The 18,522-nt window shown below is 68.7% G+C and carries 27 protein-coding genes; 6 read left to right on the plus strand and 21 right to left on the minus strand.

Features of this window, described 5'->3' with window-relative positions; all coding sequences use genetic code 11:
• Positions 1-9 precede the first annotated feature (9 nt).
• The 6 genes from VET29_RS37855 (at position 10) to VET29_RS37880 (ending at position 3,663) form a co-directional block, all read left to right on the plus strand.
• Positions 10-135: a hypothetical protein gene (locus VET29_RS37855; protein WP_324930060.1), complete on the plus strand. Its 126-nt coding sequence runs from the start codon at positions 10-12 to the stop codon at positions 133-135.
• Positions 136-356: 221 nt separating this feature from the next.
• Positions 357-542: a hypothetical protein gene (locus tag VET29_RS37860; protein WP_324930063.1), complete on the plus strand. Its 186-nt coding sequence runs from the start codon at positions 357-359 to the stop codon at positions 540-542.
• A gap of 116 nt (positions 543-658) precedes the next feature.
• Positions 659-988, plus strand: coding sequence for a PadR family transcriptional regulator (locus VET29_RS37865; protein ID WP_324930066.1), 330 nt, complete (start codon positions 659-661; stop codon positions 986-988).
• 11 nt (positions 989-999) lie between these two features.
• On the plus strand, positions 1,000-1,419 hold the full coding sequence (locus VET29_RS37870) for a hypothetical protein (protein ID WP_324930068.1): 420 nt from the start codon (positions 1,000-1,002) through the stop codon (positions 1,417-1,419).
• A 1,351-nt stretch (positions 1,420-2,770) separates the two neighbouring features.
• Positions 2,771-3,103 (plus strand): PadR family transcriptional regulator, encoded by a 333-nt coding sequence (locus tag VET29_RS37875; RefSeq protein WP_324930071.1) that lies wholly within the window; start codon positions 2,771-2,773, stop codon positions 3,101-3,103.
• A complete protein-coding gene (locus VET29_RS37880) occupies positions 3,100-3,663 on the plus strand; it encodes a hypothetical protein (RefSeq protein WP_324930074.1) in 564 nt (187 codons plus the stop codon). The genes VET29_RS37875 and VET29_RS37880 overlap by 4 nt, the downstream gene beginning before the upstream one ends.
• 542 nt (positions 3,664-4,205) lie before the next feature.
• On the opposite strand, the gene VET29_RS37885 is transcribed toward VET29_RS37880, so the two are convergent.
• From VET29_RS37885 to VET29_RS37985, 21 genes are all read right to left on the minus strand, one after another.
• Positions 4,206-6,749, minus strand: coding sequence for a hypothetical protein (locus tag VET29_RS37885; protein ID WP_324930077.1), 2,544 nt, complete (start codon positions 6,747-6,749; stop codon positions 4,206-4,208).
• Positions 6,750-6,774: 25 nt separating this feature from the next.
• Positions 6,775-8,175, minus strand: a complete 1,401-nt coding sequence (locus VET29_RS37890) for a hypothetical protein (RefSeq protein ID WP_324930080.1) — start codon at positions 8,173-8,175, stop codon at positions 6,775-6,777.
• Positions 8,172-8,426, minus strand: coding sequence for a hypothetical protein (locus VET29_RS37895; RefSeq protein ID WP_324930083.1), 255 nt, complete (start codon positions 8,424-8,426; stop codon positions 8,172-8,174). The genes VET29_RS37890 and VET29_RS37895 overlap by 4 nt, the downstream gene beginning before the upstream one ends.
• 66 nt (positions 8,427-8,492) lie before the next feature.
• Positions 8,493-8,678: a hypothetical protein gene (locus tag VET29_RS37900; RefSeq protein ID WP_324930086.1), complete on the minus strand. Its 186-nt coding sequence runs from the start codon at positions 8,676-8,678 to the stop codon at positions 8,493-8,495.
• A gap of 22 nt (positions 8,679-8,700) precedes the next feature.
• A complete protein-coding gene (locus tag VET29_RS37905; protein WP_324930089.1) occupies positions 8,701-9,786 on the minus strand; it encodes a hypothetical protein in 1,086 nt (361 codons plus the stop codon).
• Between the two features lie 209 nt (positions 9,787-9,995).
• Positions 9,996-10,238: a hypothetical protein gene (locus VET29_RS37910; RefSeq protein WP_324930092.1), complete on the minus strand. Its 243-nt coding sequence runs from the start codon at positions 10,236-10,238 to the stop codon at positions 9,996-9,998.
• 73 nt (positions 10,239-10,311) lie between these two features.
• Positions 10,312-11,766 carry a replicative DNA helicase gene (locus VET29_RS37915; RefSeq protein ID WP_324930095.1) on the minus strand — a complete coding sequence of 485 codons (1,455 nt, stop codon included), beginning with the start codon at positions 11,764-11,766 and terminating at the stop codon, positions 10,312-10,314.
• Complete coding sequence (locus tag VET29_RS37920; RefSeq protein ID WP_324930098.1) at positions 11,763-12,467, minus strand: ATP-binding protein; 705 nt, start codon at positions 12,465-12,467, stop codon at positions 11,763-11,765. The genes VET29_RS37915 and VET29_RS37920 overlap by 4 nt, the downstream gene beginning before the upstream one ends.
• An 11-nt stretch (positions 12,468-12,478) precedes the next feature.
• The gene (locus tag VET29_RS37925; protein WP_324930101.1) at positions 12,479-13,621 is read right to left on the minus strand and encodes a hypothetical protein; all 1,143 of its coding nucleotides are present in this window, start codon (positions 13,619-13,621) and stop codon (positions 12,479-12,481) included.
• A gap of 490 nt (positions 13,622-14,111) precedes the next feature.
• Positions 14,112-14,570: a hypothetical protein gene (locus tag VET29_RS37930; protein WP_324930104.1), complete on the minus strand. Its 459-nt coding sequence runs from the start codon at positions 14,568-14,570 to the stop codon at positions 14,112-14,114.
• 11 nt (positions 14,571-14,581) lie between these two features.
• Positions 14,582-14,863 carry a hypothetical protein gene (locus VET29_RS37935; RefSeq protein ID WP_324930107.1) on the minus strand — a complete coding sequence of 94 codons (282 nt, stop codon included), beginning with the start codon at positions 14,861-14,863 and terminating at the stop codon, positions 14,582-14,584.
• Between the two features lie 15 nt (positions 14,864-14,878).
• The gene (locus tag VET29_RS37940; protein ID WP_324930109.1) at positions 14,879-15,451 is read right to left on the minus strand and encodes a hypothetical protein; all 573 of its coding nucleotides are present in this window, start codon (positions 15,449-15,451) and stop codon (positions 14,879-14,881) included.
• A 32-nt stretch (positions 15,452-15,483) separates the two neighbouring features.
• On the minus strand, positions 15,484-15,894 hold the full coding sequence (locus tag VET29_RS37945; protein WP_324930112.1) for an Lsr2 family protein: 411 nt from the start codon (positions 15,892-15,894) through the stop codon (positions 15,484-15,486).
• A 14-nt stretch (positions 15,895-15,908) separates the two neighbouring features.
• A complete protein-coding gene (locus tag VET29_RS37950; RefSeq protein WP_324930114.1) occupies positions 15,909-16,229 on the minus strand; it encodes a hypothetical protein in 321 nt (106 codons plus the stop codon).
• 1 nt (position 16,230) lies between these two features.
• A complete protein-coding gene (locus tag VET29_RS37955; protein WP_324930117.1) occupies positions 16,231-16,740 on the minus strand; it encodes a hypothetical protein in 510 nt (169 codons plus the stop codon).
• Positions 16,733-16,975, minus strand: coding sequence for a hypothetical protein (locus tag VET29_RS37960; protein WP_324930120.1), 243 nt, complete (start codon positions 16,973-16,975; stop codon positions 16,733-16,735). The genes VET29_RS37955 and VET29_RS37960 overlap by 8 nt, the downstream gene beginning before the upstream one ends.
• Positions 16,968-17,156 carry a hypothetical protein gene (locus VET29_RS37965; protein ID WP_324930123.1) on the minus strand — a complete coding sequence of 63 codons (189 nt, stop codon included), beginning with the start codon at positions 17,154-17,156 and terminating at the stop codon, positions 16,968-16,970. Before VET29_RS37965 ends, VET29_RS37960 begins: the two co-directional genes overlap by 8 nt.
• A complete protein-coding gene (locus VET29_RS37970) occupies positions 17,153-17,683 on the minus strand; it encodes a hypothetical protein (protein ID WP_324930126.1) in 531 nt (176 codons plus the stop codon). The genes VET29_RS37965 and VET29_RS37970 overlap by 4 nt, the downstream gene beginning before the upstream one ends.
• Entirely contained in the window at positions 17,680-17,892 is a 213-nt protein-coding gene (locus VET29_RS37975) for a hypothetical protein (RefSeq protein WP_324930128.1), read from the minus strand. The genes VET29_RS37970 and VET29_RS37975 overlap by 4 nt, the downstream gene beginning before the upstream one ends.
• On the minus strand, positions 17,892-18,230 hold the full coding sequence (locus VET29_RS37980; protein WP_324930131.1) for a hypothetical protein: 339 nt from the start codon (positions 18,228-18,230) through the stop codon (positions 17,892-17,894). The genes VET29_RS37975 and VET29_RS37980 overlap by 1 nt, the downstream gene beginning before the upstream one ends.
• A complete protein-coding gene (locus VET29_RS37985) occupies positions 18,227-18,520 on the minus strand; it encodes a hypothetical protein (RefSeq protein ID WP_324930134.1) in 294 nt (97 codons plus the stop codon). Before VET29_RS37985 ends, VET29_RS37980 begins: the two co-directional genes overlap by 4 nt.
• Positions 18,521-18,522: the final 2 nt, after the last annotated feature.

The raw sequence follows: 18,522 nt of genomic DNA on the forward strand, positions 1-18,522 counted from the left end.
AGTGGCCAGGTGACGTTTCAAGCCGTTCCGCCGCAGACGCAGGTTGAGGTGGTGACCACCACACCCATCCCGACCGGCCTGGACGACGCCGATGTCTACGTGCGCGCAGACGCCCCGGATATCTGGAACACCTGATACCTGCGGCGTGACGACAGCGTGGTCTACCACCAGCCGGGCGGCCAGTGGATCGAGAACCTGATCGTCACCGCAGAGAAGCTGCGCAGCTCGTCCGTGTGGAAGCGCGCCTCGTAACTGGCGGCCAACCCCGGCGCGGTCAGGAATCACCCCTGTTGGGTGAGCACAGGTGAAACGCCGCTGTGACCGTCCGCGATGGATCGGACGGAAAGGAGCCCGCGTTGACCGACGTACCACCACTGTCCGCACGCAAGTCTGTGACCAAGGTCCGGAAGAACACCAGCCACACGTTCCACCTGGTGATGACCATCATCACCGCAGGTGTCTGGGGTCTACTGGTGTGGCTGCCTATAGTCATGTGGCACAAGTTCGGGCCACGCAAGAAGATCGTCACGAAGTACAAGTAGGTCGCGGCCTACGACGTGAGCGAGGCCCTGCGCCGCGACTTGGTGCGGGGCCTCGTTGTTTCCCGGCGTCACACGCACCGTGACCATAACTGGTATAGGTCATGTATGGTTGGGGCGTGGAACACAAGCCGCTGCGGCTCACCAACGCCCTCGTCGAGGTGGCCGCCGCTCTCGTGGAGAAGCACGAAGAGCGGCACTGGGGCTACGAACTGGCCAAACGCACCAACGTCAAACCCAACGCGCTGTACGGCGTCCTCACCCGACTCCATGAGCGGGACTGGTTGAGCGACGGGTGGGAAGAGGTCCCCGCAGAAGAGAAACGCCCGCCGCGCCGCTACTACCAGGTCACGCCACTCGGGCTCGCCCGACTGGGCGCGCTACTCGCGCAAGCCAGCCAAGATCGCCGCTTCGCGCGGCTTTACCTCAGGCCGGGGATCGCCCAGTGAACATCGCGGGGATGATCGAGTTCGTGCGAACTCATTGGGTCGTGGGATTCGTGTGTATCGTGACCTGCCCGCCCATGCTGCTCGGGTTCCTACCTACGTTCGTTCTGCGCGTTGGACTTCTGTTCTATCCGAAGGACCATCCACGGCGCGCCGAGTTCATCGCCGAGCTAGCCACCATACCCTGGCGCGAACGACCGAAGTGGGTAGCGGGGATGCTGCCGCACTGCCTGTTCGAGGGCCCGTCAGCACGGCTACGGCAACGCCGGGCGCTGAAGGTTGAGAAGGAAGCGCGACAGAGCTTGTCGCTTGCACTGGAGCAAGGAGGATCAGTATTAGCCATCATAGTGACTAAAGATTTCATGGACATGCAGCGGAGGGAAGAGAATACGGTTCAGAAGTTGAGACGGTGGCTGCGTCGTGACGACCGCTGAACCAGACATGACACGTGCCTCGCACCATCCCGGTACGGGGCCTGACTGCTGGGGTAGGTCAGGGGAGTAGACCTAACTCCGCGCCCTGACCAGATATGGGCGCGAGCAGACGACTCGAACGGCCAGCCTTAGCCGCTTTTTCTTCGGCTCCGCACCGGGCGACGGCACGAGCATCGCTGAGACGATCGAACGCGATCTGCGCGACGGCTTCGGGCGCTGACGCTGCGCACGTCGGACACGTGACGGAGGTCCCGCACCGAGATGGGTGCGGGACCTCACGTCAGGCGACCCGTCGTGGAGGGGCTAGCGGCCCGCCAGTACATCCCACGGGACCGCCTGGGCGAGCACCAACACCACGGTGCCAGCGACGAGGAGGATGGTCACCAGTCGGAGCGTTGCGCCCCAACTCTTGGCCATCTCGGTCACGGCCTGGACAACGGCGACCACCCGATCGGGCGACGCCTCTGGCTGCGCGGTCGAGGCGACGGATGCACCCGAACGGTCACTTTGCGCTCTGCGCGTTCGTGTCTGCTGCCAACGACGGACTATCTTCATGTGGACGCTCTCCTCAACCCTGCGACTGGGTGTGTGTTGGGTGTCAGGCGGCCTTCCTGTTGGAGCAGGGAGGCCGCCGCTTTCTGGTCGGACGTACGTTTGCATTCTGAGGCACTCTAGTCAGCGCTTGCGGCTGTGGTCCCATGATCTTGGAGTGCTTGTTGTGCACATCCGCCCAGGTCACACCGCGTTCCACCTACTCCACGGGACTGGATGAGTGACGGGACCTCTACACCCGATCGTGTAGCGCAAGCTGAAGATTTGGGGCATCCGCCGAGGCCACAAGGAGAAAGACCGGCGCGGCGGCCCCTGACGGCGGCGCGAGAGCGGCCCACCGGGATGGGGTGCGGGGCCTCTCTCGCGTCCTGGCGTTGATAGACAACACTGTGGACTACCGAAGGCAACCGGCAGTCATCAGTAGACAACGCCGTACCGAACTACCGGATCGCGAGTCGGACCGTAGGGTGGATCGGTGGCCGCCACCCCCGAAGCCGAGAGCGCCCCGCCCGGCCTGGATGGCGCCGAGCGCTACGTGCGCGTTGACGCCCCCGACAGCTACGACACCTGGTGCGCGCGCTGACGACACCGTCGTCTACCAGTGGCCGGACGGGAAGTGGAACGAGCAACCGATCGTCAGGGCGGACACGCTGCGCACGTCGCCGGCGTGGGCGCGAGCAGCCGAGTAGCCGAGTAGCCCGGACACGAGAGGCCACAATCTGGGCAGCACAGGACCTCACTCAGCTGCAAAATTACCACTTGATGGCATGCATGACCTATGTCATGTAACCTCATGAGCATGCAGGAGGAAAAGCCTTTACGGATCACCCGAGCCGTCGTGCTCGTAGCTCAGGCCCTGCTTGACAAGGCAGATGAGCGGCAGTGGGGCTACGACGTGGCCCAGCGCGCCGGCGTCAGCTCGAACGCCCTTTACCAGGTCCTCGGCCGGTTCTACGAGCGCGGCTACCTCGCTGACGGCTGGGAGGACGTGGACCCAGCCGAGAAGCGCCCACCCCGCCGCTACTACACGATCACTCCGGACGGCTTGGCCCGCTTGGGCGCGATACTTGCCCACGCCAGACAGGACCGGAGGTTTGCTGGCCTCAACCTCAACCCTGGGCTAGCCCAGTGAACGACCTCGTGAGCGCGCCGATCTCCCCGTGGTACACGATCCCTGCCTCGGTGGGACTCCTCGCACTCACGTTCGTGTTCGCTCCTGGGGTGCTGCTGCACCTCGGGGTGCTGATCTACCCGAAGGGGCATGCTCGTCGTCAGGAGTTCACCGCCGAGTTGTACGCGGTGCCGTACGTGAAGCGGCCGTTCTGGGTTGCCAGCGCGCTCGTGCGGTGCATGTTCGAGGGAATCCCGGAACGGTCCCGTGGCCGGCGACGAGTTGCACGTGCGGACCACGTGGACCAGGAGCGTTTCCATGAACAGGAGATTCTCCGTGAATTGGGCATAACCACCAATGAGTATCAGGACATGCACAAAGACGCAGTGCAGCAGGTGCGACGCGTGCGATACATGATACGAGAAGGTGAGGTCATTAGAAACATCTCATGGTCATTTACCGATAAAGAGGGTAGGGCCTGGATCGTTTCCCCACGCAACCTGCGTCATCGCAGGTCCCTCGGCGTTGTCTTTGAAGGCCTTACATTCGTTCGCGTGAACGCCAGGGAGACTGACACATGAACCCATGGTGGGTTGGGCTCATCGCAACAGTCCCTACTGCGCTACTGCTGCACGTCCTCGCACCTGGCGTGTTCCTGCGCCTCGGCGTGCTGCTCTACCCGAAGGGTCACAAGCGTCGCCAGGAGTTCATGGCCGAACTGCCCACAGTTCCGCCTCGCAAGCGCCTGTTCTGGGCTGCCGGCGTGCTCGTACATTGCTTGCGCGAAGGCATACCCTCCTCTCTCCAGGATCGTCGCACTAAGCGCACTATTCACCAGAAAATGCAATTGGCAGAGTTCTATAGTGAGATATGGCTGTATTCAAGCTTTATTGGGAAAGCTCTTCCGTCTACAGCTTCGCAAAGTCTTCGGGTTCGATTGAAGAACGCCAGACGATTCTGCCGAAAGATACGACGAATAGAGCGCATCCGTGCCAAAAATCGAGATAGGGATCGATGGCGAGCGCAAGTCATATGACGAAGATCGTCACGCTGGGGTCTTCCTCACGACAGCGAGCGGGGAGACCTATCCTGCGAGGACTCCCCGCTCGCATAGTGTTCTGCGTCAGGCGCTGGCGGCCGCGCTCGCCGCGGCCCGGATGGCGCCGATGTTGACTGCCGTACCCGCGCTCGTGCGCTTGAATGCGTTGTCGTCGAGCCGGTAGCGCTCGCGCAGCTCCGCGGAGAACCGCCGGGCCTGCTCGCGCACGTCGCCCTCGAGAACCTGCCCGGCCCGCTTCCCCAGCTCGCCGACGCCGATCCACTGCGGGTCGTCGAGCCCGTCGAGCGCGGCTAGCACAGGGTCCTGCTTGCGCTGGTGCTCGGCGAGTTCAGCGAGGAAGCGCACCTTCGCCCGGTCCCATGCCGACAGGACGTCTACGCGCCGGTACACCGGGAAGTCCGCCACGGGCACCCCGTCACCGCTGGCAGGCTCGACACCATAGTGATCGAGGTGCCTGCGCGCCTTGGCCATCGCCGCGTCGAACTCCTCGCCGCTCGCGCCCGGAGCGACGAGCTTCGCTGCCATCACGAGCTTGTCCAGCGGCCCGAACTCAGGTGCGTCCTTCGCGCGGAACGCCTCCCAGATCAGCGTGAACGCCTTGCCCAGCGGGTAGTCGCGCTGCTCTGCGTTGGCCGCCTGCAACTGCTCGGTGGCGGCCTGGAACGCGGCGAGCGTGTCGCGCGGGCTCATGGTGGTGGTCACGAGGGGCAGTGTCCCTGTGCCAGCCTCTGCGGGCAAGGGCTCACCGGTCGGGGACGTGCCCCCGGCCGGGCCGGTTTCGTCGGCCTGCGGGCTCCTTTGCCCCGGCGCCGCATCCCCGGCCGCGGCGTCGCCGGTCGGGTCGTCGCCGTCGCGCAGCTCCGGGACCGGGTACGGGATGCCTGCGAACTCGCACGCCTCGACCAGCGTCGGCTGCCGGAACGGCAACCACCGCTCGGTGTAGCTGCCGCCCAGCTCGTCCTGGAGCCACTGCGGCAGGCCTTCGCCGCGGTAGCGGGTGTGCGCGATGGCAATCGGGCGGATCTCCTCGGGCCGGTCGCTGTCCAGGTCGTAGGTCTTGCCGGGGATCACGCGCGGGACTTCGTTGTTGGGCTGCACCAGCAGCTTGTAGTCCCGCAGCTGCGTGGTGTCGACGTGCTTGATCCCCGACAGCGTGGCCTGCCCGTCGTAGGCGCGTTCGGTGCGCCCGGCGATGCGGCAGGTGATGTTGCGCATGACCTTCGGGCCGTCGTCGCCGAGGGCGTCGATCAGGCCGTACTGGGTCAGGAAGAACATGCCGATCCCGGCAGAGCGCGCCATCTGGCAAATCGCCTTGAACAGCGCGCTGGTCGTCCACTCGCGGCCGTCGAACGTGCGGACCTTCTGCGTCTTGTTCTCCGCGACGTCGGTTGCCTCGTCGAGGATGCACAGGATCGCGGGGTCCAGCCGGGTCGGCTTGTGCTTTGACCCGAGCGGGCCGAGGCGGCGGTTGCGCAGCTTCGCGACCTTGTAGAGGTCGGCGAGCATCAGCAGGACTTCGTCCAGGTTCTCCCCGGCGACGCGCTCGATCACCGGCTTGGCGGTCTCGCCGCTGAGCCACGGGGCCAGCCACGGCCAGATGATCGGCATCAGCTTCGACGTTGTGCCGATCCACAGCTCCAGGTCGGGGCAGCGGGTGACTCCGGCGATGACGCAGTTCAGGCACACGGACTTGCCTGAGCCGGTCGCGCCCACCATCAGCGAGTGCACCCCGAACAGGTTCACCCGCAGCGGGCTGGCGTCCTGGTAGACGCCGATCTGCACCGGGTTCAGGATCGAGCCCGCGCCCATGTCACCGGGGTAAGGCACAGACGCCTTGAGCGGCTGGCGGGTGTCGACGTGGAGCAGCCACTCGTGCGCGGTGTCGGTCTCCTCGGCGCGCACCTGGTCCGGCGCGATCGTGATGCCCCGCTTCTTGTAGTAGCGCGAGGCTCGAAGCGCCAGCCCCTCCAGGGCGGAGTTGAGCTGCGAGAACTGCGGCACCTTCTCCGAGCCGTCCGACCCGGAGGCGAGATGCAGCGTGTACCCGGCGCGGGTGTCGGCGACGTCCTCGACCTCGACCCCGCCGAGGTCCATCTTCTCGAACCAGCCTTCCCACAGCTCTTTCAGCTCGACGTACTGTTCGTGCCGCTGCACTGCCTCGACGCGCTCACGCTCTTCCTGCCGGATCTCCTCGGCCTTGCGCGGTGCCTGGTAGCGCAGCACCGCGTATACCGACCCGGTGAGCACTGTCCACAACGCCAGCAGGCCCAGCGCGCGGCCGGCCTTGTCGGTCAGCCCGGCGTAGACCAGCCACGCGGTAGCAGTCAGGCCCGCGCCGAGCGCGAACGCGCGGGCGTGGTCGTAGTGGGCCTCGCCGTGAGTGTTCGCTCCGACCCACATCGACACCACGGTGCGGGCCAGCAACGTCAGCGCAGGCCCGACCAGCAGCCACCACCACGGCGATAGACCGGTGGCCGCGGTGACGAGTGACATGGCGAGCAGCCACAGCGCGGCCAGCACCGGGTGGAACCACGCAGGGTTGAGCCAGGGCCTGTCGTCGTCGAGACCGGCCAGCGGGGTGTCGTCGCGGTCGGTGGTGGTGGCCACCGGTCTGCCTCCTCTCATCGTCAGGTCATCCCTCGTTAGCCGAGAAGTCCCACGCCTTCTCCTGCGGGAGTCCGCTCTCCAGGCGCTCGATCCGATCGGCGTGGGTGCGGTCGAAGGTGTCGGTGACGTCCGTGATCGCGATGTTGTTCAGCTCGCGCTGGTTGAGCCAGGTGTGCACCGCGTCGGCGTACTCCGGGCTCAGGTTCACGCCGTCCAAGATCCCGCCCAGCTTCTTGCGCAGGTACTCGCTCTCCTGCGACAGGTGCTCGGGGAGCTTGGTCTTCATGATCTGCCGCGCTTCGGTGGCGGACGTGACATCGGTGACCGCCGCCTTGTAGTCGGCCGTCATCTCTCCTCCTCGGGGTGTGTCAGGTAAGGGTTTGCGGGGTGAGACAGGGGTGATCTCGGGCAGGGTCGGGGGGTCGATGTACTTGCGGGGAACCGGCTGGGTGTCGTCCGGGTCGGGCTCTGGCGGGGGTTTGGGCTTGCCGCCGGGCAAGAACTCGGCGATGTACTTCGCGGCTTCGGGGGTCGTCCACGGGTCGTGCTTGTCGCCTTTGGACTTGTCCCGGCGGGGGAACCAGCTGAACCTGCGACCCGAGCCGCCGCTGCTCGACGAGCCGCGCCCACCGGACCGGCCGCCGCCCGAGCTGCCGGCGCCGAACAGCTTCCCGAACCGGCTGCCCGACCGGCCGCCGCCGCTGCCGGGCCTGCTGCCGGGTCGAGACGCGCTGCCCGCTGGACCCGACGGGGACGGCCGGCCGCCGGGTGCACTGCCCTTGGTCGAGCGGCCGAGCAGCGACGCCCCTGCCTTGCTGTCGGGCTTGCGGCCGAACAGCCCGCGCCGGGTGCTGCCGGTCTGGGTGCCTGCGCCGGAGCGCTGCGCCCGTGAGCGGCCGAGCACGGTCGACGGGGCCTTGCTGAGCCCGGCTGCCTTGGCTGCGCGGGCGGCGCGGGACCGGCCGAGCACGGTGCGGGGCATCCCGCCGCGTGCTCCGCGGGGCGTCCTCGAGCTGAACACGGACAGGCCGGGCAGTCCGCGCCCGCGGGGTGCGAGCCGGGCGGCGAGGCCCTTGGGCATGAGCTTCTTGGGGATGCGGGCGAGTGCTCGTGCGAGCTTCGGGGGGAGCTTGCCGGTGTCGGTGGCCTTGCCGTTGGTGTCGCCGTTACGGGCAGCGTGGCGGCGGCGTAGCCACCACACGAGCGCTGCGAGCACGACGAGGGCCACCACGGCGATGACTGCTCCGGTCGGGCCGAGCGTCATGCTGGCGAGCGTGACGAGCCCGACCGCGACCGGAGCTGCCAGCAGCCACACTTCGCGCGGCACCCGCCGACGCGCCGTGGTGGGCGCGCCGGTGTCGGGTGTCTTGGCGTCCGGCTTGCCCTTGGTGGGCGTGTCGGGCGGCGCGGTGGCTGTGGTTGTCACGGCCGCGGGTCACTCCCGGCGGTGTCGCCGAGCAGCCGCATGGCGGTCCCGAAGATGCCATCGGCTGCTTCGCGGGCGCTCTTGATCGCGGCGAGGACCTGCTCGCGGTACTCGGCGGTGTACTGGTCGTCGCGCTGGTCGGCGGGGTCAACGGGCAGTTCGAGGTCGACCAGGTAGGTGGTGACCTGGCGGCCGAACGCGACGGCGCGGTCGGCGATCTGGCGCAGGTCCTGCGGGGTGGTGGTGCTCACGGGTGTGGAAGTCCTTCCGGTGCGTGGTGGTGGTGCGGGTGTGAATGTTGGGTCTTGCTTGATCAACTAGAAGCTGTTGGCGATCGAGCGGACAGTGGTGATCATGGCCATCACGACGTCGCGGCCGAGGTCGATGACCCAGACGACGGCGTCTGCGACCTGCGTCGGGTTGGCGACGAACCAGGACAGCAGGCCGATGACGACGCCTGCCATGAACAGCCACATGACGGCGGCTTTGGCCTGTGCGAGCACGGGGGTGTCTCCTCCTCTCTGGTCAGTTGTGGGTGGCTGCGCGGGCGGCTGCGGCGCGCAGCTCGTCGAGCACGCCGGACGCCGCGTCGAGCGACTTGCCGCCTGCGTGGTCGACGAGTTCCTGGGGGTGGAGGCTGCCGAGCTGGCGGCCCTGGGCGAGCGCTGCGGCGACGTAGCGGCGCATCTCGTCGACCCGGCGGGCGGCGACGATGCGGCGGGCGAGCGGGTCGGAGCACTTGATGCCCTGCCCGCGGACGGCGCGGGCGATGTCGGCGGCGTTGAGGTCGCGCCACGGCGTGCCGGTGGCGACGGCGTGGGCGATGGCGTTCTCGACTGCCGTGGTCGCGTTCTCGCCGCTGCCGGTGGCGCTCGTGTCGCTACCGCTACCGGTGTCGGTGTCGGTGTCGGTGTCGGTGTCGGTGTCGGTGTCGTGCGCGGGCTCGCCGGTTGCGGTGTCGTCTGCCGGGGTGTCGGTAGCGGGCTCGACGTCGCGGGGCTGGTCGAAGGGCTCGGGTGCTGCGCTACCGGTTGCGCGACCTTCTGCGCTACCGGTAGCGCGCTCGCGGCGGGGCTTGCGCGGCTCGGGGCGGGCGAGTGCCTGCTCGACGACGCTGGTTTCGGCGGCGTGCTGCTTGACGGCGGCGGCCCGCGCTACCTGGAAGTCGGTGACGAGCAGCGAGCACAGGTGCACGGTGGCGAACAGCGACACGGCCGGGATCGCGCCGACGAGCGCGATGCCCCACCAGGAGATCCGGACGTCGTAGGCGGCCATGACGTGCTCTGCGGCGTTGCCGATGATCGAGACGACGAGTGACCCGATGGCGATGATCTGCGCGTGGTCCTGGCCGCGCTTGCTGATCGCGGGGTGCAGCCAGGCGTAGGTGGCGACGGCGGCCTGGGCGTCGATGGTGAGCGGCAGCAGCATGGACAACTTGAACTCGCCGATGACGGGCAGGTCTTCGACCAGGACGCTGGTCCAGCCGATGCGCTGGCCGAGGGCGTCGAGGCTGTCGAACGAGAGCGCCGCGGCGCAGAGCGCGACCACGCCGACGCCGACGAGCACCCCGACGGGTAGCGGCGTCGCGAGCTTGGGACGGATGCGTGCCATGGACAGATTCCTGCTCCTGTGGTTGCGGGGGGTGCGGCTTCGCCGGTGAGGTCGCGCCCGCTGTGGTGGTGGCGGGTGTCGAACGCCTGTCGAGAGTTGCGCTATCAACTTGCGACAGAGTTGCGTTCGCGATCCACAGAGTACAGGTCTGTTTCACACACTGCAAAGCGAGTTGCGGTGTGTTGCGGGGGTTGCGCTACGTGCGAGCGCTACCCGCTGGTGCGGCCGGCAGCAGTCTCGGTTTCCGCGTTGGTTGCGGTGTCGTCGTCCCCGTCGTCGGTGATCGTGACGCGCACCTGCTTGACGTTGCCGTTGAACCGGACGAGCCCGGCGACGTTCTCGCGGCCGGCTGCGCCCTCGGCGTAGGCGCGGGAGACGAACTCGGCGAGGTCGTCGAGCGTGAGGCCGTCGCGCACGGTCTTCTCGACACGACGGGTGGATCGGGTCGTCATCGCGGGTGCCTCCTTGGGTGCGGGGCCGGTCCCGGCACGAGGGCGGTCGTGCCGGGACCGGAGTTCAGGCGGGCTAGTTCTGCCACCAGCCTGCGTTCGGGTCGTCCAGGTTCGTGACCCCGTGCGTGGACGGCGCGGACTGCCTGGACAGGTCCCGGAACGCGGCGAACGCGCGGTAGTCCGCGAGCGTGATGGTGGGGTTGGAGCCCTTGCGCTGCTTGGCCAGGATCAGGTCGATTTCGCCGGGCCGCTCGTCGGTGTACTTCGCGACGTCGTGAATCAGCATGACCACGTCGGCGTCCTGCTCGATCGCGCCCGACTCGCGCAGGTCCGACAGCATCGGCAGCCCGCCCGGCCGCGACTCGGGGCCGCGGTTGAGCTGGCACAGCAACAGGACGATGCAGTTCAGCTCCTGCGCCATGATCTTGAGCTGGCGCGTCACCTCACCCAGCGCGAGATCCTTGCGGTCGGCCTTGGGCAGCTGCATCAGCTGGAGGTAGTCGATCACGATCAGCCGGGGCGGGCCCGCGATCGAGGCGACGTCTGCGACCCTGGCCCGGATGTAGGGCAGGGACAGGTGCGGGGTGTCGTCGTACCACAGCAGCGTCCCGAGCAGCTTGTAGTCCTGGGCCGCCTTGGCGAGCTTGATCTTCTCGGAGTCGATCAGGTGGGTTTTGCCGGACGCGGAGTCGAGCCGCACCCCGGCCTGGCGGGCAAGGTCGCGCTGCACCAGCTCGGCGCGGGTCATCTCCGCAGAGAAGAACACGACCGGCTCGCCGCGCTCCATCGCGTAGTGCCCGGCCACCTGCGCGCCGAACACCGACTTCCCGGAGCCGGGTCGGCCGGCCGCGACGACGAGCGCGCCGAGGTCGACGTTCAGGGCCCGGTCGACGTCGCGGATCCCGGTCGTCATCGCGGACTCTTGCGGGTGGCCCCACGAGTCGAGGACGCCTTGGATCAGGTCTTCGCTGTTGCCGATCGAGTGGAACTCTTCCTCGCTCGTGGTGGCGACGTCGGCGAGGAACTTGGTGTGCAGCCCGGCGATGATCTCGGGCAGCCGCTCGGGCTCGGGCAGCGCCTGTGCGGCCTGCGCGACCCGCTGGGAGTAGACGAGCGTGGCGCGCCGGTTCGCGCCAGCACGGACGATCTCAGCCAGGTGGGAAGCCTGGCCGGTCGCGGCCACCTGGCGTGAGGCTGCGAGCAGGTCGTGCAGGTAGGTCGGGCTGCCCATGCGGGTCAGCTCGCCGCGCCGACGCAGCTCCTCGGCGACCTGCACGGGCTCGATGCCCTTGCGGCCGGAGTCGGCGAGGTCGCAGATGGCGCGCATGACGGCCTGGTGGCGGGGCTGGTAGAAGTGCTCGGCCGAGAGCGTGCGCCGGACCTCGGCGATCACCGGCGAGGAGAGCGCTTCGGGCTCGCCGTCGCGGCTGGTCACGTACAGCGGGGTCATCATCGCGCCGAGCACCGCGCGTTCGGCGTCCAGCTCGACGTCGCTCACCGGCTCGACGTCTTCGACAGCGGCGGTCATCGCGACTCGCCCCGCCTGCGGTCCGGGCCGTCGAACCACACTGCCGGGCCGCCCGACATCTCTGCGAGCCGGGACAGCACCCGGTCCTCGAGGACGTCGGTCAGCACGCGCTTGTACTTGCGTTCGTACTCGTCCAGCGGCTCGTCGTCGCGGCGCGGTGGGCGTTTGGTCGGCAGGTTGGTGGTGATGATGGTCGGGCGCATGTGGTCGTAGCGCTCGCTCACCAGCTGGTAGTCGACCGACACGGTCCACTCGGACTGCTTGTAGCCCGCGCCCACGTCGTCGAGCACGAGCAGCGGCGTGTTCGCGAGCTGTTCGAACCGGGCGCGGGTGTCGCGACCTGGTTGGGGGCGCAGCTCCTCGTACATCTTCGCGGCGGTCACGAACTCCCAGGTGGCGAGCACACCAGCGCGGGCGAGTCGGCCGATGGCCCACCACGCGGCGTGGGTCTTCCCGGTACCGGTCCAGCCGTTGAGCACTAGCGACGGGCCGGTCTCGATCTTGCCGGACGAGCTGCGGCACGCGCTCTCGAACAGGTGGCGCACCCAGGCTTCGATGGCCGGGTGGGTGTCGGTGACGGGGGCGTTGCGCCACCGGGCGGGGGTCTTAGTCGCCCAGCGGCGCAGGGCGGCTTCACGGACGACGGCGAGTCTCATCGGGTCCGGCTCGGGGAACGGGGCCGGGACGTTTGTGGTGGTCATGGGGTGTGTGCTCACAGGGTGTTGTCGGCGTAGGCGTCGCGAGACGGGTTGCGGTAGAGCGTCGGGCCGGTCGAGTAGCCGCCGGACACGGCGCGCAGCGGGAAGCGGGACTGCTCGCTGCCGTTCATCGCGGCGTTGACCTCGTTCGGGATCTGCGACGGGTGCCCGAGGCCCTTCTCCATCCAGCGGGCCAGCCCGCGGTAGACGTGCTCGGCCGGGATGCCTTCGTCGAGGAGGGACTTCACTTCCTTGGCGACGTGCCCGATGGTCGGCTTCGGCGGGCGGACCTTGCAGCGGTCGAGCCACCAGGCCAGCACGGTCTGCGCGCTTTCCGGGTCGGGCTTCTCGCCGCTGTCGGCTGGGGCAGGGAACAACCCGCCGTCGATCGGGGTCGGGGTCGACGTCGGGTCATCGCTCGCCGCCGCCGCGCCGCCAGGCGCGTCGAGAGCTTTAGCTCTCGTAGTTGTTGTTGTTGTTGAAGTTGTAGTAGGGAAACCCTTGCCCGAAGGGTCAAAAAAAGAGTCACCGGAAGGGTCTGCGGAACCCTTGGGGAAACCCTTTCCGGAAGGGTTTCCCGTACCCTTCCTGCCCTGCTCAGGGACCACGGCGGCTTGCTGGCGGGCGGGGGTGGCGTCGAGCCCGTCGAGGGCGTCGAAGCTGGCCAGCTCGTCGGTGTCCTGCCCGCCGGTCGGGGGCAGCGGGCGACGCAGTAGGCCAGTGACGCGCGAGTCGTTCCAGCCGTTCGCCTCGGGGAACTCCTCGCGCAGGCGGCGCAGCTCGATCAGGTAGGCCCGGCGGATCACCGGTGAGTGGATCTCGTCGAACGCCGACACTGACGCGACCATGATCTTCGGGGCCTTGTACAGCTCGTCGTGGCGCACGAACGAGCGCACGAACACCTCTTCGGTCTCCTCGTCGATCACGAGGTACCGCTTGTCGGCGAGTCGCTGGGCGACGCGTCGAGCGTCGACGGGCGTGGCGTTCGGCGCGATCAGCTTCGCCAGCCGCGTCGGCCGGTAGTCGTGCACCCCGGCGTAGGACGTGCCCTTGTGCGAGTACAGCGCCATGTAGAGCACTTTCTCGGCGGGCGAGAGGGCGAGGAAGTCGTCATCTGACCAGGTGGCGCACTTGGTCTTGCCGTGCGTGCGAGGCATCCTCAGACCCCCTTAACCAGGGCGTTCACTGCCGCGAACAGGTTCACGGCGGGGTATGGCTGGCTGCCTCGGTGTGGCAGAATGGCGGTCACGCAGACCAACTCCTTGCGGTATTCGGTTCTGTGTCTGGGCCCCGGCGGGTGCACACCCCGCGCGGGGCCTTTTTGCGACTTCAGCGACTCTCCGTCATGACGTCACCTTGCGATCAGGTTGCGACAGGTCTGGGTGTCGCGATAGTGATCACCGCTCCGCGTGTCCCCGGCCCCAGCTGCGGGTACATAACGCGCTGACCTGGGCGGCTCGTTGATCACTCGTCACACACACTACAACACGTGTCCAGTTCGGCTTGCGATTCACGTGCCCCAACCTAGTCTCGACTTGCGACGGGTTGCGATACCAGTCGGGTAACAGCGTGCAGTCTCACTCGGACAGACGACAGCGGGGCGTGACACCCCCCTTGGACAGGCGGGTGTCACGCCCCACGAAGCAGTTACGCCGCAGCAGCGCGACGGCCTGGCGGCGGCGGGCTCGCAGCGAGTTCAGCCCACACAGCGTCGCGGTCACGAGGACGCCACAGCCGCCACTGCGCAGGCCCGATCTCGTCCCGCCACCGCTTCTGTTCCTTCGACAACCTGCCGGTGTCGGTCTTCAACTCGACGTGCAGCACCACACCAGCGCGGGCCATCAGCAGGTCCGGCGCGCCCTTGTGGCCCTGCACGGGCGTCGAGTAGCCGCCTGACTGGCGCAACGCCTTCCGGTAGTGCACGACCATCCAGCCCTGCTCCATGGCTTCCTTGATCACCTGCGCCTGCCAGACGTCTTCGGTCATCGTCGCCGACACCAGCGCGTTGTAGTCGCCGACATCCGCGAGCTTGCCGACGCCGCGGACCAGGAGCGTCTTGCCGGATTTCGCGGCCGGCCGCCGGGGACGACGCCGCGGGCCGGTCACTACCCGCACTGTCACCGGCGCGCCTCCCCTGTCATCGCGACGAGCGCCCGCCGCACTGCGACGCCCTGCCGGGTCAGCGCGTACGGGCCGTCGCGGTACTCGCCGAGCGGGTCGACCAGCCCGAGCCGCACCAGCGCCTGCGCGTCGCGCTCGCTGCGCCCGTGCATGCCCAACCGCAGCCGTCGCCCCCGCTCAGACGCTGGCGCTGCGGCGGCGAGCATGGCGCGCTGCTCGCCAGTCAGCTGCTCGACCACCTGTTCCGGCTGGTACCGGTCGAGGTCAGGAACGTCCACTGCCGACCTCCTTCCCTACCGCGTCCCGAGACCGAGCGCGGCGAACTCGAGGTCCTGGAGCGACTGCTCCCAGCAGTCGAACGCGACCGCGCGGCGGGTGAGCACGCGCAGCGCGGGCAGCTGGCGATCGGTCACGAGCACGCGTGACCGGTCAGTCCAGGAGGAGACGAGACCAACCCGCGGGGTGTCGTCGCGTGCGACCGGCACCCCGCGGTTGGACAGCCACGACGCCGCCTGCGCGACGTCTCCGGCCGTCGACACCCACACCGCAGCAACCTGCGTGAGCGCCCACAGCGAGCACAACGCGCCCGGTTGCGAGCAGTCCCGGCGCGGATCCCGGATCGGGCCGTCGAACTCGATCCCGAACGTGTGCACGTCGACCAGCTCGCGGGCCCGCTGGGCGAACGTCGTGCCGATCGTCACCGCGCCTTCGATGGCGTGGGCGCGCTCGCGGTCGCGGTCGCTGAGCAGCGCGAGCAGACTGCCTGCCGTGCTGAACTCGCGGCGGCGCAGCGCGGCGACGATCCCGCACTCGATCCGCTCGGGCGGCCACGTCCGGACATCAGCGCTGGGCGGGGCAATGGTCATCGTCTTCTCCTGGACTGGTGTTGCTGGAACTACTACTTGCGGGCCTTCGCCGCGGGCTTGCGGCGGCGCGGGGCCTTCGCGGGCTCGGCGACCTGCGCCTGCCGGTACGCCTCGACGATGTGAGCGGCGATGCGTCCGCGCTCAGGCAGCCCGTATCCGTTGGCGTTCGCCCACTCCCGGATCTGCGCCGCTTCGGGCGACGCCTTGGGCTTGCCCCCGGCCGCCGCCGGTGCGCCGAGCAGCTTGCGCTGCTTGCGGCCGCCCGTGCGACGTGCGTGCGGGATGAACTCGTCGAAGACGTCGCGCAGTCGTCCGGCGTTGTCCTCGGAGAGGTCGATCTCGAACTCAGCGCCGTCGAGTCCGAACCGGACTGTCTCAGCAGCGATGGTCTCGCCGGTGGGGTCCAGGTCGTCGACCAGCTCTACGAGGGTCTGTTGTGCCACTGGGTGTTCTCCTGTCAAGTGCGGCGGTGTAGTGAATCGAGTACGTCGAGCAAGGTGTGCATGCGTGGCTTGGGTGCGGTGGTCATCACCTCCTCGACGAGCTTCTTGGCGTCGCCGTGGCGGCAGCCTGCCGCCTGCGCGACTGCTTCGACGTCGCCCCCGGCTGCGATCACGCGGCGGGCGACTTCGTGGCGCTCGGCGCGGTGCAGCGGCCGGCCGATCTGGTCACGTCGGCCGCGCAGCGCCAGCCACACGGCCACGTCGTCGAACCAGCCAGGGGTCGGGTCTTTCCAGCCCGTGCCGCCGGACATGTTCGATCGCGTGCAGCTCGCCACGTCACGACCTCCCGCCTTCGGGTTGCTGCTCAGCCAGCCCCGCCGCAGCGAGTCCGGCCGCAGCCAGCGCGCGGAACTCGCCGGCCTGGAAGGTCAGGTAGCCGTCTGCGAAGTGGACTGTGACCGTGCCGTGGCCGTGGTCTTCTCCGGCGCGGACCTCCATCACCTGCCCGTCAGCGAGCTGCACTGCCCACACGCCTTTGGCAGTGAGCGGCGCGGGCAGCGGCACGACCGCGCAGCGGGCGAGAAGCCACCGCATCACCGACTCCGCGGTCCGGCGGCGCGACCCTTCGCCCCAGGTGGGGAAGTCGCGGCCGAGCGCCGCAGCCGCGCCGTTGACGAGCTGCTGCGCAGTCACACCTGCGGCGCGGGTCGCGCGGACACCGGCGAGCGCCATGCGCTTGAGCACTGTGGACACCGGCACCGTCAGCGCGTCGGCGTGCTCGCCGATCACGGCACGTTCCTGGTCGCTCAGGCGCACGAGCACCGCGGCCGGCGCTGTGTCAGTCATGGCTGCCCCCGGCCCGCTGGTCGCCGTCCCACTCCGCGCAGATCCGCGTGTGTGGCGGCATGCGCTCGATCACGAACGCGCGTACGCCTTCGTACTGGCTCTCAGGGCCGACGATCTGCCACACGGCCAGCCCTTCGCGGTCGCGGCCGCGGTACACGCAGTCGACTGGGCGGCGGCGGTCCCCGTCGTAGACCAGCTGCACGTTCGTCGGCGGCACGGGCTCGTCCTCACCCACGGCGTCCCGCCTCCCCGTCCGGGCCGACGTCGCGCAGCCGGGCCACGAACCGGCACGGCCACAGCTGGTCGCACACCGCGCACACCAGCACCTCGGGGTGTCCTTCGTGGCAGGTCTCCCGCTGGTACACGGCCCTGTGCCCGGCGACCGATCGCAGGTCGACCTCTTCGACAGCGGTCACGAGTCACCGCCACGGGTGATCTCGACGCGCACGGGGGCCGCGGTGACCAGCTCGACTGGCACGACGCAGCCCGCCACGCTGTCGTAGGCGGTGAGGACTTCCCGCGCGGTGTGCGGGCCCAGCAGGCCGGTGATCACCCGTCGCAGGACGTCGCGTTCCAGCGTCGGACCCGGCTGCGGGCTCTCCTCGAGGTCGCCCGGCTGCTCGGCGAGCAACTGCCCGACGACCGCGGCCGGGTCGGTCAGGCGCGCGGCGGTGAGCGCGACCGCGAGCGCCCCGAACTGCCCGCCCAGGTGCGCCAGGGCGGCGGTTAGCTGCGGGTCGACGATCTCCATCGGGTCGTGGTTGGACAACCGGCAGAGCTGCATCACGGCAGCGGCGCGGCTGCGGTGCGGGAACGGGGACCGGTAGCCGTCTGCGCCGACTACCCACCAGTGCTCGTGCACGGCGGCGGCCGGGTAGACGTACCCGAGAGGCTTCCCGGCCGTGGTGATGACGGGGATGGCGTCCGGGTAGGCGATGTTCACAGGGCAACTCCGTGTCGTTTCAGGTCTGCGCGCAGGTTGTTGCGGGCGCGCCAGTCGCTTGCGGTGTGGGACACCAGGACCGCGTCTACGCCGTTCGGGGCGAGCAGTCGCAGGTGGTTCGAGCGTGTGCGGGCTGTGGTCCAGCCTGCGGCCTCGGCGGCGTTGATCAGGGGACGGATCTCTTTGGAGAGCTTGAGTCGTCGCGCCATCAACTGACTGCCTGCTCGTCGGGGGGCGGGTCCTGAGCGGCGACGGCATCGGCCGGCGGGACCTGCGTGCGCTCGGCGGGCTCCTCGACGGGGGCGGGCTCAGCGTCCGGCCAGAGCCGCGAGCGCTTGTGCTTGAGCCCGACCCGGTCCCACAGCGCGACGAACTCGCGGTGCAGCTGCTCGCGGCCGACCGCGAGGTCTACCCGGTGCGCCAGCTCGCCGACGAGCGCTAGCGTGGAGTCGTCGAGGCTGTCGAGGAACCGGGTCAGTTCGTGCGGTGAGTGGGCCGCGAGTTCGAGCGCCTGGGCGGGGATCATGTCCACACGAGCCGTCGTCATGCCGATCTCCTGTCGTCGCTGGGTTCCGAGCCGTGCAGCTCGGCCACCCCGAGCCCGGTCAACACGACCGGGCCGGGGACGTCCGCTTTGGCTGGCGCGATGAACCCGCCGAACTTGAGCTGCCACAGCGCGATCAGCTCGTGCAGGTGCTCGCCGGTCGGCTGGTACCGGCGCTGGATGCCGCTGGACATGCGTCGGGTGAAGCCCCGCGCCTTCGGGTTGGGCTCCCACCCGACGTGTCCGTCCTGGACCTTGCGCAGGATGGACACGTGCGTACGGGTGATGTCCATGG

The sequence above is a fragment of the Actinophytocola sp. genome, assembly GCF_035634895.1.
Taxonomy (GTDB): domain Bacteria; phylum Actinomycetota; class Actinomycetes; order Mycobacteriales; family Pseudonocardiaceae; genus Actinophytocola.